This window comes from Stenotrophomonas sp. 2619, assembly GCF_040548725.1.
In the GTDB taxonomy this organism is placed as follows: domain Bacteria; phylum Pseudomonadota; class Gammaproteobacteria; order Xanthomonadales; family Xanthomonadaceae; genus Stenotrophomonas; species Stenotrophomonas maltophilia_AP.
The window spans coordinates 61,468-78,505 of the sequence record NZ_JBEPSF010000008.1; the positions used below are offsets into that span (position 1 = coordinate 61,468).

The 17,038-nt window shown below is 65.5% G+C and carries 17 protein-coding genes and 1 tRNA gene; 3 read left to right on the forward strand and 15 right to left on the reverse strand.

Annotated features, from left to right (window positions below):
- Positions 1 to 7 precede the first annotated feature (7 nt).
- The 15 genes from nuoK to ABIA71_RS09855 form a co-directional block, all read right to left on the reverse strand.
- Positions 8 to 313 (reverse strand): NADH-quinone oxidoreductase subunit NuoK, encoded by a 306-nt coding sequence (gene nuoK / locus ABIA71_RS09785; protein ID WP_017355932.1) that lies wholly within the window; start codon positions 311 to 313, stop codon positions 8 to 10.
- On the reverse strand, positions 310 to 969 hold the full coding sequence (locus tag ABIA71_RS09790; RefSeq protein ID WP_354285043.1) for an NADH-quinone oxidoreductase subunit J: 660 nt from the start codon (positions 967 to 969) through the stop codon (positions 310 to 312). The genes nuoK and ABIA71_RS09790 overlap by 4 nt, the downstream gene beginning before the upstream one ends.
- 6 nt (positions 970 to 975) lie before the next feature.
- Positions 976 to 1,464, reverse strand: coding sequence for an NADH-quinone oxidoreductase subunit NuoI (nuoI, locus tag ABIA71_RS09795; protein WP_038687244.1), 489 nt, complete (start codon positions 1,462 to 1,464; stop codon positions 976 to 978).
- A 3-nt stretch (positions 1,465 to 1,467) separates the two neighbouring features.
- Entirely contained in the window at positions 1,468 to 2,559 is a 1,092-nt protein-coding gene (gene nuoH / locus ABIA71_RS09800) for an NADH-quinone oxidoreductase subunit NuoH (protein WP_128095984.1), read from the reverse strand.
- Positions 2,556 to 4,808 (reverse strand): NADH-quinone oxidoreductase subunit NuoG, encoded by a 2,253-nt coding sequence (gene nuoG, locus ABIA71_RS09805; protein ID WP_354285044.1) that lies wholly within the window; start codon positions 4,806 to 4,808, stop codon positions 2,556 to 2,558. Before nuoG ends, nuoH begins: the two co-directional genes overlap by 4 nt.
- Entirely contained in the window at positions 4,805 to 6,145 is a 1,341-nt protein-coding gene (nuoF, locus tag ABIA71_RS09810) for an NADH-quinone oxidoreductase subunit NuoF (protein ID WP_128096409.1), read from the reverse strand. The genes nuoG and nuoF overlap by 4 nt, the downstream gene beginning before the upstream one ends.
- A 3-nt stretch (positions 6,146 to 6,148) precedes the next feature.
- Positions 6,149 to 6,676, reverse strand: coding sequence for an NADH-quinone oxidoreductase subunit NuoE (gene nuoE / locus ABIA71_RS09815; RefSeq protein WP_038687236.1), 528 nt, complete (start codon positions 6,674 to 6,676; stop codon positions 6,149 to 6,151).
- Positions 6,677 to 6,770: 94 nt separating this feature from the next.
- The gene (locus ABIA71_RS09820; RefSeq protein WP_354285135.1) at positions 6,771 to 8,000 is read right to left on the reverse strand and encodes an NADH-quinone oxidoreductase subunit D; all 1,230 of its coding nucleotides are present in this window, start codon (positions 7,998 to 8,000) and stop codon (positions 6,771 to 6,773) included.
- A gap of 89 nt (positions 8,001 to 8,089) precedes the next feature.
- Entirely contained in the window at positions 8,090 to 8,842 is a 753-nt protein-coding gene (locus ABIA71_RS09825) for an NADH-quinone oxidoreductase subunit C (RefSeq protein WP_354285045.1), read from the reverse strand.
- A gap of 32 nt (positions 8,843 to 8,874) precedes the next feature.
- A complete protein-coding gene (locus ABIA71_RS09830; RefSeq protein ID WP_038687233.1) occupies positions 8,875 to 9,429 on the reverse strand; it encodes a NuoB/complex I 20 kDa subunit family protein in 555 nt (184 codons plus the stop codon).
- Complete coding sequence (locus tag ABIA71_RS09835; protein ID WP_026069699.1) at positions 9,420 to 9,776, reverse strand: NADH-quinone oxidoreductase subunit A; 357 nt, start codon at positions 9,774 to 9,776, stop codon at positions 9,420 to 9,422. Before ABIA71_RS09835 ends, ABIA71_RS09830 begins: the two co-directional genes overlap by 10 nt.
- Before the next feature lie 113 nt (positions 9,777 to 9,889).
- Positions 9,890 to 9,974 (reverse strand) — tRNA-Leu (locus tag ABIA71_RS09840).
- A 64-nt stretch (positions 9,975 to 10,038) separates the two neighbouring features.
- Positions 10,039 to 10,479 (reverse strand): preprotein translocase subunit SecG, encoded by a 441-nt coding sequence (secG, locus tag ABIA71_RS09845; RefSeq protein WP_038691966.1) that lies wholly within the window; start codon positions 10,477 to 10,479, stop codon positions 10,039 to 10,041.
- A 55-nt stretch (positions 10,480 to 10,534) separates the two neighbouring features.
- Positions 10,535 to 11,290: a triose-phosphate isomerase gene (tpiA, locus tag ABIA71_RS09850; protein ID WP_038687231.1), complete on the reverse strand. Its 756-nt coding sequence runs from the start codon at positions 11,288 to 11,290 to the stop codon at positions 10,535 to 10,537.
- Between the two features lie 655 nt (positions 11,291 to 11,945).
- Entirely contained in the window at positions 11,946 to 12,881 is a 936-nt protein-coding gene (locus tag ABIA71_RS09855; protein ID WP_128098097.1) for an isopenicillin N synthase family dioxygenase, read from the reverse strand.
- A 196-nt stretch (positions 12,882 to 13,077) separates the two neighbouring features.
- Between ABIA71_RS09855 and ABIA71_RS09860 the strand changes: the two genes are divergently transcribed.
- Genes ABIA71_RS09860 through ABIA71_RS09870 form a run of 3 tightly spaced genes read left to right on the forward strand, consistent with a single transcriptional unit; the run spans position 13,078 to position 16,983 of the window.
- Complete coding sequence (locus tag ABIA71_RS09860) at positions 13,078 to 14,943, forward strand: DUF3413 domain-containing protein (protein WP_354285046.1); 1,866 nt, start codon at positions 13,078 to 13,080, stop codon at positions 14,941 to 14,943.
- A 32-nt stretch (positions 14,944 to 14,975) separates the two neighbouring features.
- Positions 14,976 to 16,142 carry a glycosyltransferase family 4 protein gene (locus ABIA71_RS09865; RefSeq protein WP_354285047.1) on the forward strand — a complete coding sequence of 389 codons (1,167 nt, stop codon included), beginning with the start codon at positions 14,976 to 14,978 and terminating at the stop codon, positions 16,140 to 16,142.
- On the forward strand, positions 16,129 to 16,983 hold the full coding sequence (locus ABIA71_RS09870) for a polysaccharide deacetylase family protein (RefSeq protein ID WP_354285048.1): 855 nt from the start codon (positions 16,129 to 16,131) through the stop codon (positions 16,981 to 16,983). The genes ABIA71_RS09865 and ABIA71_RS09870 overlap by 14 nt, the downstream gene beginning before the upstream one ends.
- Positions 16,984 to 17,038 lie beyond the last annotated feature (55 nt).

Below are 17,038 nucleotides of genomic sequence, written 5' to 3' on the forward strand. Positions count from 1 at the left end.
CTACGGATCAGCCCTTCAGCGAGTCGACTTCGCCGACATTGATGGTGCGGCGATTACGGAACAGGGTTACCAGGATCGCAAGACCGATCGCGGCCTCGGCCGCGGCGACGGTGAGGATGAAGAACACGAACAGCTGGCCGGCCGTGTCACCCAGTTCCCGCGAGAACCCGACGAAATTGATGTTGACCGACAGCAGCATCAGCTCGACCGACATCAACAGCACGATGATGTTCTTGCGGTTGAGGAAGATGCCGGCGAGGCTGATGCAGAACAGCAGCGCGCCCAGCGCCAGGATATGGCCGAGGGTGATCATGGCGTTGCCTCCTCGTCGCTGGACGGCTTGGTGTTGGTATGGACCAACGGCTTTTCGGCATCCATCTTGACGATGCGCAGGCGGTCGCTGCCCTTGACCATGGTCTGCTCGGTCGGGTTCTGGGTTTTCAGGCCGGTGCGGCGACGCAGGGTCAGCATCACGGCGGCCACCACGGCCACGGTCAGGATGACGGCGGCGAACTCGAACGGCAGCAGGTACTCGGTGAACAGGCTGCGGGCCAGCCAGGTGATGTTGGAGCTGTCGGCGGCCACTGCGGCGGCGTTGTCGGCCGGGAACGGGTTGACCGCCCTGCCCTTCACCCCGATCAGCACCAGCATCTGCACCAGCATGGTGACCGCGACCACCAGGCCGATCGGCAGGTAACGCACCCAGCCTTCGCGCAGGTTGGTGGCATCGATGTCGAGCATCATCACCACGAACAGGAACAACACCATGACCGCGCCCACGTACACCAGCACCAGGGCCACGCCGAGGAACTCAGCGCCGACCAGGATCCAGATGCAGGCCACGGAGAAGAAGGTCAGGATCAGGCACAACACGGCATAGACCGGATTGCGCACGCTGATCACCGCCGCGGCGGAGATGCCCGCCACGATGGAGAAGACCCAGAAACTGATATTTACCCAATCCATCATTCGACCTCAGCGGAAAGCGGCATCGGCGGCGCGACGCTCGGCGATCTCGGCTTCAAGCCGATCCCCGATGGCCAGCAGCTGCGGCTTGGTAACGATGTTCTCGCCACGATTCTCGAAGTGGTACTCGAGGATGTGGGTCTCGACGATCGAGTCCACCGGGCAGCTTTCTTCACAGAAGCCGCAGAAGATGCACTTGAACAGATCGATGTCGTAACGGGTGGTACGGCGGCTGCCGTCCTCGCGCTTGGCCGAATCGATGGTGATGGCCAGTGCCGGGCACACCGCTTCGCACAGCTTGCAGGCGATGCAGCGCTCTTCCCCGTTGGGGTAGCGACGCAGCGCGTGCAGGCCACGGAAACGCGGCGACTGCGGGAACTTCTCCATCGGGTACATCAGCGTGTACTTGGGCTTGAAGGCGTACTTCAGGGTCAGCCACAGACCACCGAGCAGCTCGAGCAGCAGCAGGCTTTTGAAGTAATGGGTAATTCGATTCATCACTTAGACGCCCTTCTGGATCACGCCGTAGAACACCATCACCGCCGTCACTGCGATCCAGAAGATGGTGAGGGGAATGAAGACCTTCCAGCCCAGACGCATGATCTGGTCATAACGGAAGCGCGGGAAGCTGGCACGGAACCAGATGTAGGCGCTGGCGAAGAAGAACACCTTCAGCAGCAGCCACGGCCAACCACCCTTCCACAGCCAGTCGATCCACGGCGAGATGTCCGCGTTGACCCAGCCCTGGATCGGGCTCAGCCAGCCACCGAGGAAGAAGATCGAGATCAGGAAGCTGATCAGGATCATGTTGGCGTATTCGGCCAGGAAGAACAGCGCGAACGCACCGCCGGAGTATTCGACCATGTGGCCGGCCACGATTTCCGATTCACCTTCCACCACGTCGAACGGCGCGCGGTTGGTTTCGGCCACGCCGGACACCCAGTACACGATGAACAACGGGAACAGCGGCAGCAGGAACCAGTCGAAGAAGCCGGAGCTGCCGGCCTGGGCCATCACGATGTTGCTCAGGTTCAAGCTGCCCGAGGCGATCATCACGCCGACCAGGGCAAAGCCCATCGCGATTTCGTAGCTGATCATCTGCGCCGAGGCGCGCATCGCACCCAGGAAGGCGTACTTGGAGTTGGAGGCCCAGCCCGCCAGGATGATGCCGTACACGCCCAGCGAGGTCATCGCCAGCAGGTACAGCAGGCCGGCGTTGGCGTTGGACAGCACGATCTTGGCGTCGAAGGGAATCACCGACCAGGCCGCGAAGGCCGGGCCGAGCGTGATCAGCGGCGCAAGGATGAACATCGCCTTGTGCGAGCTGGCCGGCTGGATGATTTCCTTGAACAGCAGTTTGAAGACGTCGGCGAAGGCCTGGAAGATGCCCATGCCGACATACATCGGACCATGGCGGACATGCATCCAGCCGATCAGCTTGCGTTCCCAGACCACGAAGAACGCCACCGAGATGATCACCGGCATGGCGATCACCAGGATCTTCAGGATGATCCAGAGCAGCGCGCCGATGTCGCCCAGTGACAGCAGCCACTGGTGCAGCGGATCGACCGCGTTCAACAGCAATTCGTTCATGCAGCCACCACCGTTACGCGAGCGGCACCCAGCGGTGCGGTTGCACCGTGGCCCGATTCAATCCAGACCGAACCCGCGGCGACGCGGGCGTCGACCACCACCGGCAGGGTGGCGCGGCCGGCATCGGTGCCGACCTTGGCCATCTGCCCTTCGGTCAACTGCAGGCGGGCGGCATCGGCGGTGTTGAGCACGATGCGCGGCGCGGTGTTGAGCGGATGCGACTGCAGCGCCTGGGCGCGACGGACCACCGCATCGGTGCGGTAGATCGCGGCGGTCGAGGTCACTTCCAGCCCCTCGCCTGCCAGCGGCGTTGCGGCCGAGGTCGACACGGTGACACTGACCGGGGCCAGGCTGGCACGCAGGCCGGCCAGGTCGATGAACTCGAAACCGGCCAGGGCCAGCTCGCCGCCCAGTGCACGCAGCACACGCCAGCCTTCACGCGCCTCGCCCGGCAGCTTGCCGCCGGCACGGGCCGACTGCTCGCGACCATCGAGGTTGGTCAGGGTGGCATCCACTTCCGGCAGCGCGCCGATCGGCAGGATCACGTCGGCCACGTCGCGGGTGGAGGCACAGGCGAACTGGCTGAAGGCCACCACCTGCGCACCGGCCAGTGCCTTGCGGGCAGCGGCGGCGTCGGCGAAGTCCAGGCCCGGCTCGATGCCGTACAGGGCATAGGCCTTGCGCGGCTGGGCCAGCATGGCGTTGACGTCCTTGCCGGCCGGCAGCACGCCAGCGCGGGACAGGCCCACGGCATTGGCACCCTGCGGGATACGGCACAGCTTGGCACCGGTAGCGGCGGCGAAATCGCGCGCGGCGGCGCGGATCGCAGCAGCCTGCGGGTGGTTTTCGGCGATGCCACCCACGATCAGCACGGCGTTGCCGGCCGAGGCGCTGACGGCATCACGCAGTGCGGCAGAGCCCAACGCGTCGATGAAGGCCGACGGCGCGACGATCTGCTTGCTGGCCAGCTTGAACGCGAAGTCGAAGTCCACCGGGTTGACGGCGTGGATCTTGGCGTTGCGCGTGGTCTGCGCCTTGCGCAGGCGGGCATGCAGCAGCGGCAGTTCGTGGCGGATGTTGCTGCCCAGCACGACGATGCTGTCCGCGCCTTCGATCTCGGCCAGCGGCAGGCCGAAGACTTCGGCGGTGGCGGCGTCGGAGAAGTCGCGGTTGTTGATGCGGTGATCGATGTTGGTGGTGCCCAGACCGGTGGCGAGACGGGCCAGCAGGGCGCCCTCCTCGTTCGAGGCCGACGGGTGCACCAGCACGCCCAGGTCATCGCCCTTGTTCGCGGCGAAGATGTCGCGGGCCGCGGCCAGGCCTTCGGCCCAGCTCACTTCCTTCCACTCGCCGTTGACCTTGCGCAGCGGCTTGACCGCACGGTCTTCGCTGTACAGGCCCTGGTGCGAATAGCGGTCACGGTCGGACAGCCAGCATTCGTTGACCGACTCGTTGTCGCGCGGCACCGCGCGCAGCACTTCGCCGCGACGCACGTGCAGGAACAGGTTCGAGCCCATCGCGTCGTGGTAACCCAGCGACTCGCGCGCGGTCAGTTCCCACGGACGGGCGCGGAACTGGAACACCTTGTTGGTCAGCGCGCCGACCGGGCACACGTCGACGACGTTGCCGGACAGCTCGGTGGTCAGCGGCTTGCCGTCGTAGGTGCCGATCTGCAGGTTCTCACCGCGGTACATGCCACCCAGTTCGTAAGTACCGGCAACGTCGGCGGTGAAGCGGACGCAGCGGGTGCACTGGATGCAGCGGGTCATTTCGGTGGCCACCAGCGGACCGATGTCCTCGTCGGGCACCACGCGCTTGCGCTCGTTGAAGCGGCTGACCGAACGGCCATAGCCCAGCGACACGTCCTGCAGCTCGCACTCGCCGCCCTGATCGCAGATCGGGCAATCCAGCGGGTGGTTGATCAGCAGGAATTCCATCACCGAGCGCTGGAACTTCAGCGCCTTTTCACTGCGGGTGGCGACCTTCATGCCATCCATGACCGGCGTGGCGCAGGCCGGTGCCGGCTTGGGCGACTTTTCCACGTCGACCAGGCACATGCGGCAGTTGGCCGCGATCGGCAGCTTCTCGTGGTAGCAGAAGCGCGGGATCGGGATGCCGGCCTTGTCGGCGGCCTGGATGATCATCGAGCCCTTGGGCACGACCAGGGACTGACCGTCGATTTCGACGGTGACATGTCCCTCGGGCACCACGGCCGGCGTCACGCCCGGATTGTTGGGTTGCGCGCTCATGCAGCGGCTGCCTCCACCTTCTTGCCGTCAACCATCGAATGACCGTTGACGATGTAGTACTCGAATTCGTCCCAGAACTGGCGCAGGAAGCCCTGGATGGGCCATGCCGCCGCTTCACCGAACGCGCAGATGGTGTGGCCTTCGATCTGGCCGGCCACCGTCTTCAACTGATGCAGGTCTTCCATGGTGGCCTTGCCGGCGACGATGCGCTCAAGCACGCGGTGCATCCAGCCGGTGCCTTCACGGCACGGGGTGCACTGGCCACAGGATTCCTTGTGGAAGAACTGGCTGATGCGGCAGGCGAACTTGACGCAGCAGACGCTGTCGTCCAGCACCACGATGGCGCCCGACCCCAGACCGGTGCCCAGGGCACGCAGGGTGTCGTAGTCCATCTGCAGGCCCTTGAGCTCGTCGGCCTTCAGTACCGGCATCGAGACGCCGCCCGGGACGGCACCCTTGAGGGTACGGCCCGGCTTCAGGCCACCGGCCATCTCCAGCAGCTCGTCGAAGGTGGTGCCCAGCGGCACTTCGAAGTTGCCGCCCTTCTGCACGCAGCCGGAGACCGAGAATATCTTCGGACCGCCGTTCTTGGTCAGGCTCAGGCCCTGGAACCACTCCGGACCGTTGCGGATGATCGCCGGCACCGAGGCATAGGTCTCGGTGTTGTTGATCGTCGACGGCTTGCCGTACAGGCCGAAGTTGGCCGGGAACGGCGGCTTGTAGCGCGGCTGGCCCTTCTTGCCTTCCAGCGATTCCATCAGCGCGGTTTCTTCGCCGCAGATGTAGGCGCCGGCGCCCAGCGCGCCGTAGATGTCGATGTCCACGCCGCTGCCAAGGATGTCCTTGCCCAGCCAGCCGTTCGCGTACGCGTCGGCCAGGGCCTGCTCGAAGTTCTCGAACGGCTCGTGGTGGAACTCGCCACGCAGGTAGTTGTAGCCCACGGTCGAGCCGGTGGCGTAGCAGGCGATCGCCATGCCTTCCACGACCGAATGCGGGTTGTAACGCAGGATGTCGCGGTCCTTGCAGGTCCCCGGCTCGGATTCATCCGAATTGCACAGGATGTACTTCTGCATCGTGCCCTTGGGCATGAAGGACCACTTCAGACCGGTCGGGAAGCCGGCGCCACCGCGGCCGCGCAGGTTGGACTGCTTGACCATCTCGATGACCTGCTCCGGCGAGATCTTCTCTTCGAGGATCTTGCGCAGGGCGGCGTAGCCACCGGTCTTGAGGTAGCTTTCATACGACCACGGGGTGTCGTAATGCAGGGTGGTGTAGACCACCTGGTGCGGCAACGGTGCGGGACCGACCGGACCACTGGGTGCGTGATGATGTGCCATGTCTTACTCCAACCCGTCCAGCAGCTCGTCGACTTTCTCGACGGTCAGGCGCTCGTGGTAATGGCCATTGATGACCATCATCGGCGCACCGGCGCAACCGGCCAGGCATTCTTCTTCACGCTTGAGGTAGACGCGGCCGTCGGCGGTGGACTGACCGGTCTTGCAGCCGAGCTTCTTCTCGGCGTGCGCGACCAGATCCTCGGCGCCGTTCAGCCAGCAGCTGATGTTGGTGCAGAAGGCAACGTTGTGGCGGCCGACCTTCTCCAACTCGAACATCGAGTAGAAGCTGGCCACTTCGTAGGCCCACACCGGCGGCAGGTCCAGGTACTTGGCGACGCCGGCGATCAACTCGTCGGTCAGCCAGCCTGCGTTCTGCTCCTGTGCGGCGTGCAGGCCCTGCAGGACAGCCGAGCGCTTGCGATCCGGCGGGAACTTGGCCAGCCAGTGATCGATGTGCGCACGGGTCTTGTCATTCAAGACCACCATCGGGTCGACGTCGCGCGCCGCCTCGAAATTACCTGTCGCCTTCATCGGCCGACCTCAGCGAATACGAAATCGTTAAGAACCAGAACCTGCAGCGCCGGCAGCAGCCGGCGAGTGTCAGGCATCGTGCAAGCGGATGCGATCACCGGTCCACCTCGCCGAACACCAGATCGTAGGTGCCGATCATGGCCACCACGTCGGCGAGCATGTGCCCGCGCACGATCGAGTCGATCGAGGACAGATGGGCAAAGCCCGGCGCGCGAAGGTGCACGCGGAACGGCTTGTTGGCGCCATCGGACATCAGGTAGCAGCCGAACTCGCCCTTGGGCGCTTCGACGGCGGCGTAGGTTTCGCCGGCCGGGACGCAGTAGCCTTCACTGAACAGCTTGAAGTGATGGATCAGCGCTTCCATGTCGTCCTTCATGTCTTCCCGGCTGGGCGGGGCGACCTTGAAGTTCTTCACCATCACCGGGCCCGGGTTGGCCTTCAGCCACGCCACGCACTGCTTGATGATGCGGTTGGATTCGCGCATTTCCGCCACGCGGCACAGGTAACGATCGTAGCAATCGCCTTCCTTGCCCAGCGGGATGTCGAAATCGACGGCGTCGTACTTGGCATACGGCTGCTTCTTGCGCAGATCCCAGGCAATGCCCGAGCCGCGCAGCATCACGCCGGTCATGCCCCATGCGTGCGCCAGTTCGGGGGTGACCACGCCGATGCCGACGGTACGCTGCTTCCAGATGCGGTTGTCGGTGAGCAGGGTTTCGTACTCGTCGACACGCTTCGGGAATTCAACGGTGAAATTCTCGAGGAAATCGAGCAGCGAACCTTCGCGCGCGGCGTTGAGGTTCTTCAGGGCCTTGCCCTTGTGCCAGCGCGATTCGGTGTACTTGGGCATGCGGTCCGGCAGGTCGCGGTAAACGCCGCCCGGGCGGTAGTACGCTGCGTGCATGCGCGCGCCGGAGACTGCTTCGTAGCAGTCCATCAGCTCTTCGCGTTCGCGGAAGGCGTACAGCATGACCGCCATCGCGCCCAGATCGAGCGCGTTGGAGCCCAGCCACATCAGGTGGTTCAGGATGCGGGTGATTTCGTCGAACAGGGTGCGGATGTACTGCGCACGCTCCGGCGCCTCGATCCCCATCAGGGTTTCGATCGCGCGTACGTAGGCGTGCTCGTTGCACATCATCGACACGTAATCCAGGCGATCCATGTAGCCGATCGACTGGTTGAACGGCTTGGACTCGGCCAGCTTTTCGGTACCACGGTGCAGCAGGCCCACGTGAGGGTCTGCACGCATGATGGTTTCGCCGTCCATTTCCAGGATCAGGCGCAGCACACCGTGCGCGGCCGGATGCTGGGGACCGAAGTTCATCGTGTAGTTGCGGATTTCCTGGCGCAGTTCCGCCGGGTTGCTCGCAAAGGCCTGGTGGGCCTGGGGTTCACGCTTGCTCAGATCAGCACTCACTTTACTGCCTCCGTCTGCGCGCTTTCGCCGGCAGCGGTCTGGAAACGGGCATCGTCACGGATCACGCGCGGCACGCCGACGCGCGGCTCCACCGAGGTGACCGGTTCGTAGATCACGCGCTTCTTTTCTTCGTCGTAGCGCACTTCGACGTTGCCGATCAGCGGGAAATCCTTGCGGAACGGATGGCCGACGAAACCGTAGTCGGTCAGGATCCGGCGCAGGTCCGGGTGGCCTTCGAAGATCACGCCGAACAGGTCGAACGCTTCGCGCTCGAACCAGTTCAGGCCCGGCCACACATCGGTCAGCGAGGTGACCACCGGCAGTTCCTCATTCGGCGCAAAGCAACGGATGCGCATGGTGAGGTTGTGCTGGTAGGAACGCAGCTGGGCGACCACGGCGAAACGCTGCAACGGAATCGGCTGCGGCTGGGCGCCATCGCTGGTTTCGCGGGTGGGGAATTCACCCCAGGCGAAACGGCCGACGGACTTGCCCTCGACGCCACGGCTGAAGCCCTGGGACGACACATCGGCCGTATCCCATTCGTCGCTGCCGTAGCCGAGGTAGTCCAGGCCGCACAGATCGACGGCCTGCTCGAAACCGAATACGTCGCGCAGCGCCACAGCGGTGGCATGCCAGTCAGCGGCGGGCACTTCCAGCGTCACTTCGCCGCGGGGTTCGACCACGAAGACCTGCGCACCAGCAAAGTGTGCGGAGAGTCGGTCGATGAAGGAAGGTGCTTGCTCTGCCATGGGGGCTTGGCGTGCTCTAGTCAGGAGGGAGGTCAGCGGGCGATGGTCTGCGTACGCCAGATCTTCTTCTGCAACTGCAGGATCCCGTACACCAGCGCTTCGGCGGTTGGCGGGCAACCGGGGACATAGATGTCCACCGGCACCACGCGGTCACAGCCACGAACCACTGCATAGGAGTAGTGGTAGTAGCCGCCACCGTTGGCGCAGCTGCCCATGGAGATGACCCACTTGGGGTCCGGCATCTGGTCGTAGACCTTGCGCAGGGCCGGGGCCATCTTGTTGACCAGGGTACCGGCCACGATCATCACGTCGGACTGACGCGGCGACGGGCGGAACACCACACCGTAGCGGTCAAGGTCCAGGCGCGCGGCGCCGGCATGCATCATTTCGACCGCGCAGCAGGCCAGACCGAAGGTCATGGGCCACATCGAACCGGTACGGGCCCAGTTCAACAGCGCGTCGACGCTGGTGGTCAGGTAACCCTTTTCCAGCAGCGGGTTGTCGCCTTCGGGGCGCAGGATGTCGTCGACCCGCCCTTCCGGGACCGGGTTGTTCATCAGGCCGTCGAGCGTCTGAATCACTCCCATTCCAGCGCTCCCTTCTTCCAGACGTAAATGAAACCGAGGAAAAGCATGCCTACGAAGAGGCCCATCGTGACCAGCGAACGTGCGCCCAGCTCCATGAAGACCTGGGTCCACGGCACGATGAAGATGATTTCCAAGTCAAATACGATGAACTGGATCGCGATCAGGTAGTAGCGCACATCGAACTTCATGCGCGCGTCCTCGAAAGCCTCGAAGCCGCATTCGTACGGCGAGAGCTTTTTCAGATCAGGACGTCGTGGACCGAGGAATCGGCCAACCAGCATCAGCGCAACGCCGATACCGGTGGCAACGATCAGAAACAGCAGAGACGGCAAATATTCGGCCAGCACAGCGATTCTCTCTTGCCTCTGCCGCGACGCCTGCAGGCGTGTTGGCATGGGGGAGTGGACGGATACCGCTACCTGGCGCTTTGCGCGCCAGACGAACCCGCTTACAAACAAAATGGTGCCCAAGAGGGGACTCGAACCCCTACGACCTAAGTCGCTACCACCTCAAGGTAGTGCGTCTACCAATTCCGCCACCTGGGCTTACGTTCGCAAGGAGGGGTTTCCCTATCGGATTCCCTCAGTGCGCCGCATATTGTAACCGTCTTCAGCGAGTCTGGGTGCCTTCCGAAGGCTTTTCTTCACCAGATTTCGGCGTTTCCGCCTGAGCCGGCACAGTAGCCTGCGGAACCGACTGCTGCACAGCGGTTTCCGGGGCTTTGGGCACGGCCGGCAGCTCGCCCGCCGGGGCGGCCGGGGTCGTTGCGACCGGGGCCGACATCAAACCAAGATCCTGCTGGGTGGCCGGGCGCGAGCCATGGCTGGCGTACCAGGCCATGAACAGGCTGATGCCGAAGAACACCACGGCCAGCCACTTGGTCGACTTGGACAGGAAGTTGGACGCGCCACGCGCGCCAAACACCGTACCCGAGGCGCCGGCACCGAAACCCGAGCCTGCGGCGGCACCGGAACCACGCTGCATCAGGATGAGCGCGATCATGGCGACGGCCACCAGCACGTAGACCACATTGAGGATCAACATCAGCATTTCGAATCCGTCCTCGGACATGTTCGTGCCGACGGTTGGCCGGCAACATTACTAATTAGCGCCCGGCCGCCGCAGTGGCGATGGCCAGGAAGTCCGCGGCGACCAACGAGGCGCCGCCCACCAGCCCACCATCGACATCGGGCTGCGCGAACAGTTCCCCTGCGTTGTCGGGCTTCACGCTGCCGCCGTACAGGATCGGCAACGAATCGGCGATTCTAGCATCCAGCTTGGCCACTTCGCCACGGATGAACGCATGGACCTGCTGGGCCTGCTCCTTGGAGGCGGTACGGCCGGTGCCGATGGCCCAGACCGGCTCATAGGCGACGACGGCGTGCTGGAAGCCGGCCGGGCCCACCAGGGCAAGCACCGGGGCAAGCTGGGCGGCGATGACCTGTTCGGTCTGGCCCGCCTCGCGCTGTTCCAGGGTTTCGCCCACGCACAACACCGGGGCGAGGCCGGCATGCAGGGCGGCGGCGAACTTGCGGGCGACCAGTTCACTGGTTTCGTTGTGGTACTGGCGGCGCTCGGAGTGGCCGACCAGGCCGAACCGGGCGCCGACCTCGGCCAGCATGGCGGCGGAGACTTCGCCGGTGTAGGCGCCCTTTTCGTTGGAGCTGACATCCTGCGAGCCGAAGGCGATGGCCCGGCCCTCAAAGGCTTCAACCAGTTCGCCCAGGTACGGCAGCGGGGGCAGGATCACCACCTCGACGCCGTCGACCGGCAGGCTGGCGACCAGGTCGCTGACCAGGTCGGTGGCGAATTGGCGGCTGCCGTGCAGCTTCCAGTTACCGGCGACGATCTTGCGGCGCATGCGGTGCTCCTTTGGGTATCAGCCGGCAATGATACCGGATGAAACGAATGGGCGTGGTTGCGAAAACGCTTACATTTCAAATGGATATTGTTGGCAGATGCGAAAAGCGAGGGATTCCGGTGCTATCGGGATGGGCTGGCGCGGGTGGGTTGGCGGGACACGCCGTAAATCCGTCCCTGGAGGCTCGTGAGCGCCATCCATGGCGCCCAACGGTCCCGCCAACCCACCCACGCCAGCCCCCGACAGTTGGCCGGTTCGCATGGGAGGGCGGTGGAGCGTGCCGACCGACGGTCGGCACCTACCCATCCCCACCCCATCCCCATCCCCATCCCTACCCCATCACCCATCACCCATCACCCATCAGCAATCAGCAATCACCCGTAGCCTCACCCATCCGCAGACCCAAAGCGCCAGCAGCAAGCCTGCCCCCTGCCCTCGGTTCCGGTCGCAGCACTCTGTGAGGTCGGGCGCTGCCATGCCCCGCCGGGACCTTAGGCAACATGGATGTTGCCTAAGAGCCCCCATGGACGGGTTCACGGCGTGTCCCGGCGGGGCATGGCAGCGCCCGGCCAGCCGATACGAACCGAACAGCCGGCCGTTGCCGTTGAAGTTGACCTTAAAAGAAGAAGGCCGCCTTCCGGCGGCCCTCCCAACATCACTTCAGCTTGATCTCGCGCAGACGCTCTTCCAGGAAGCCATGCGCCGTGATCGGCTCCGGATAGCGGCTCGGGTTTTCCGGCGTGATGCAGGTCGGCAGCACATCGATCAGGAAGTCCGGGTTCGGGTGCAGGAAGAACGGCACCGAATAGCGCGGCTGGCGCGCCTGCTCGCCCGGAGGATTGACCACCCGGTGAATCGTCGACGGATACACATGGTTGGTCAGACGCTGCAGCATGTCCCCGATGTTCACCACGATCGTGTCCGCGTCCGAGGTGAACGGCACCCACTTGCCCTCGTGCGACTGCACCTCCAGCCCGGCCGCGCTCGCCCCCACCAGCAGCGTGATGAAGTTGATGTCGCCGTGTGCACCGGCGCGCACGTTCGGAATGTTCTCGGCGGTGATCGGCGGGTAGTGGATCGGACGCAGGATCGAATTGCCGTTGTTGGTCTTGTCCGCGAAGAAATCTTCCGGCAGCCCGATGTGCAGCGCCAGCGCCGACAGCACCCGCGAACCCAGCTGGTCCAGCGCCTGGTACAGCGCATACCCGCGCTCGCGGAAGTTCGGGACCTCGGCCGGCCACAGGTTCGGGGCCATCACGTCACGGTACTTCGAGTCGTCCGGGATCTCGCGGCCGATGTGCCAGAACTCCTTCAGATCGAAGTGCTGCGAGCCCTTGGCCGTCTCCACGCCGAAGGCCGTATAGCCACGCGCCCCGCCGCTGCCCGGCACGTGGTACTGGCGCTTGGTCTCTTCCGGCAGCGCGAAGAAGGCCTTGAACACCTCGTAGGCGGCGTCGATGTCGGCCTGCGGGATGCCGTGGTTGCGGATACCTGCGAATCCCCATTCGCGGTAGGCCGCGCCCAGCTCGGCAACGAAGGCGTCGCGGTCACTGTCGAAACGGGTGATGTCGAGGGTCGGGATCTGGCTCACAGCGGTTCCTGGCTTGTTCGGATGGGTCGCAGGCCATCTCAGTGGCCCGGCTGAACATTGTGCCAGATCCGTCCGGCGGCACTGCCGACACAAAGATACAAACCGATACAATGCGCCCGCCCTGTTGCGATCTGCGGGGTGCCGACGCAGCTGCCGCCACGTCCCCACCCCTTCCACTGCGCCGCCGACCCGCTCCATGCCCCTTTCCCTGCCCGCCGATACCCCCTCCCCGTCCACGCGCTGGCAGCGCCTGGCCTGGTTGAGCCTGTTCACCGCCCTCAATGCCGGCGTCGCGATCCTCATCGCACTGGGCAACACCCCGGTGGGCGACAACCCCGGTGGCAGGCTTGGGCTGGCCTACCTGAGCGTTGCCCTGCCTGGCCATTTCCTGGCGCTGGGCGCGGTGGTCTCGCTGCTGCCGCTGCTGCTGGGGCTGGGCCTGCGCGCACCGCGCGGCCTGGTGGTCAGCGCCGTGGCGTTGCAGACCCTGTGGCTGTGCCTGCTGCTGGTCGATGCCAAGGTGTTTGCCCTGTATCGCTTCCACCTCAATGCCATGGTGCTCAACATGGTGTTCGGCGGCGCGTTGCAGGACCAGGTGGCGCTGTCCTGGCAGACGTGGCTGCAGGCCGGGGCCGTGCTGGCGGCCGTGGTGATGGCCGAAGTGCTGCTGGCCTGGGCCTGCTGGCGGCTGGTACCGGGGGCGGCGCGGCGCGGCCCGCTGCTGCTGGCCTGGGCCGCCGGCCTGGTGCTGATGGCCTGCGGCCAGGTCGCCACCGCGTATTACGACGCCCGCGGCGAACGCGCGGTGACCAGCCAGTGGGCCTACCTGCCCTGGGCGCAGCCGATCACCGCCAAGCGCCACATGCACCGGCTGGGCGTGCAGAGCCTGCCGCAGGCCAGCCTGCCGGACCCGCGCCACAGCCAGTTGCAGTACCCGCTGCACCCGTTGCGCTGCCAGAGCAACGTGCAGCCCAACGTGCTGGTGGTGGTGATGGAATCGCTGCGGCATGACGCACTGGACGCCACCACCATGCCCAACACATGGGCGCTGGCGGCGCAGTCGGAGCAGTTCACCGCCCACTACAGCAGCGGCAATGCCACCCGCTATGGCCTGTTCGGGCTGCTGTACGGGCTGCCCGGCGGCTACTGGGACAGCATGCTCAGCGAGCAGCGCGGCTCGCAGTTGTTCGACGTGCTCCAGCAACAGGGGTACGACCTGCACCTGTACGGCAGCGCGCCGCTGCACAGCCCGGAATTCGACCGCACCGTGTTTGCCCAGGTGCGCAACCAGCTGCACACCGCGCCGTCGGCGCTGCCAGTGGCCGCGCGCGACCGGCACATCGTCGACGCACTGCGCGCCGACATCGCGCGGCCCGGCAAGGGCCACTGGTTCGGGTTTGCGTTCCTGGACAGCACCCACGCGCCCTACCACCTGCCCAAGGACTACCCACCGCTGGCCACCCCGATGGCGACCCACATCGACTTCCTTGCGCTGGACGAGGACCACGTGCCGGTGCCCGAACGCAACCGCTACCGCACCGCCGTGCACTACGCCGATGGCCTGCTCGGCGAGCTGCTGCAGACCCTGCGCGACAGCGGCCAGGCCGACAACACCATCGTGCTGGTGACCGGCGACCACGCCGAGGAATTCAACGACCTCGGCCTGAACTACTGGGGCCACAACGGCAACTTCTCCGACTACCAGATGCGCGTGCCGTTCGTGCTGCATTGGCCCGGCCGCGCGCCCGCCCGGCACACCGGCAACACCAGTCACGAAGACTGGGTGCCCACCCTGATGCGCCACGGCCTGGGGTGCGAGAACGCGCTGGCCGATTTCAGTACCGGCCGCGACCTGTTCGACCCCGTGCCGGCCGACCGGGCCCTGCTGGTGGAAAGCTGGTCGCAGCGTGGCATCCGCCATGGCGAGCGTACCTACGTGTTCGACAAGTTCGGCAACGCCACCACCCTGGACCGCCAGTACCTGCCGGTGGCCGACCAGCAACCCGATGCCGCGGCGGTACGCGCGGCATGGGATGCGCTCACCCATTTCCGCCGGCCATGAGCCGGCCGCTCCCCCGCCTGGAACGTTCATCGATGAACATGCCTTCCACTACCCCGCCCCTGAAGATCCTGCACACGGAGGCCGCCAAGGGATTCGGCGGACAGGAGATCTACATCTACCGCCACATGCTGGCCATGCGCGAGCGTGGCCATGACGTGTCGCTGCTGTGCCAGCCCGGTGCGCGCCTGGGCGCGATCGCACGCGAGGCCGGCTTCACCGTGCATGACCTGAAAATGGGCGGCCTGCTGCGCCTGGTGCGCGGGATCTGGTCGGTGCGGCGGCTGGTGCGCCGCCATGGCTTCGACGTGGTCAATACCACCAGCCGCCGCGACAGCCTGATCGCCGCCGCCGGCGCGCGGCTGGGGCGCACGCCGCTGGTGGTGCGCTCACGCCACCTGATGAGCCCGGTCAACTCGTTGCTCACCTATACCGGCCTGCCGCACCGGGTGATGACGGTCAGCAGCTTCGTCAAACAGCTGCTGGTGGCGCGCGGGGTGGATGATCGCCACGTCGGCATCGTGCCGCCGATCGCGGTGCCGCCGGAGTGGTCGAAGATCGATTGCGATGATCCGTGGCAATGCGTCCAGGACACCCGCGCCGAGGTGCGTCGCGAGCTGGGCTTTGCCGACGACCAGATCGTGGTCGGCTGCGTGGCGGTGCTGCGCGAACCGAAGGGCCATGTGGACCTGCTGCGCGCCATTGCGCCGCTGTGCCGCCAGCACCCCAACCTGCAGCTGGTGATTGTCGGTGACGGGCAGCCGGTGATGGGCCGGCTGGAGGCGCTGCGCAGCGAACTGGGCGTGGCCGCGCAGGTCCACCTGCTTGGCTACCGGCCCGGCGCGTGCCGCCTGATGGCCGGCTTCGACATCTTCGCCCTGGCCACGCACAAGGAAGCGGCCGGCACGGTGTTCCTGGAGGCGGCGCACGTGGGCGTGCCGGTAGTGGCCACGCGCGTGGGCGGGGTGCCGGAAATGGTGCTGGAAGGCAGCAATGCTATTCTCGCCCCATTGGGCGACCAGGCGGCCCTGACCCAGGCGTTGCAGACCCTGGTTGAAGATCCCGCGCAGCGCCGGCGCATGGGCCGTGCCGGCTGGGAATGGATGCGCAGCGCGCAGCGCTTCACCCCCTCGGGGCATACCGAAGCGACCGAACACTATTACCACCAGTGGTTGAAGGAACTGGGCCATGGCCAACGCTAGATCCGTGCCGGTATTGATGCACCACCACGTCTCGCCGTCGCCGGGGATGATCACGGTGTCGCCGGAGAACTTCGAAAGCCAGATCGCGTGGTTGGCCAACAACGGCTGGACGTCGCTGACGCTGGCGCAGTACGCCGACTTCCTGGCCGGCAAGCCGGTCCCGCGCAAATCGATCGTGATCACCTTCGACGACGGCTACCTGGACAACTGGGTGTACGCGCACCCGATCCTGCTCAAGTACGGCATGCACGCGGTGGTGTTCGTGGTCACCGGCTGGATGGGCGAAGGCCCGGTCCGCCCGCACGCCGGGCAGCCGGGGGTGACGCTGCCGCCCACGCCGGACCATCGCGGGTGCGAAGCGGCGATCCTGCGTGACGACCGCACCGATGACGTGATGATGCGCTGGAGCGAGGCGCGCGCCATGATCGCAGCGGGCACCTTCGAAGTGCATTGCCACACCCACTCGCATACGCGCTGGCTGAAGCAGGACATCACCCGCGAGCAGAAGTGCGAGGGCATCACCCGCGACCTGTCGATGGCGCGGCTGGTGCTGCAGCAGCAGCTGGGCGAGGTGTCGGACACGCTGTGCTGGCCCTACGGCGATTTCGACGCGGACTACCTGCCGATCGCGCGGGCACAGGGCTTCAAGTACCTGCACACCACGCACCCGTTCGGGCGCAACGTGGTGGGCGGCAATCCGGAGCACATCTACCGGTTCGCGATCCGCAACCGCCCGGCCAGCTGGCTGCGCAAGCGCATCGCGTGGAGTTACAACCCGTTGATCGCGCCGCTGTTCAACCGCTTCAAGGCGAAGCAGAAAAAGATGGTGCCGGGGCCGTAAGGCGGCCGGGGCTGTAACGCCATGTGGTAGAGCCGACCGTTGGTCGGCTGCTCCA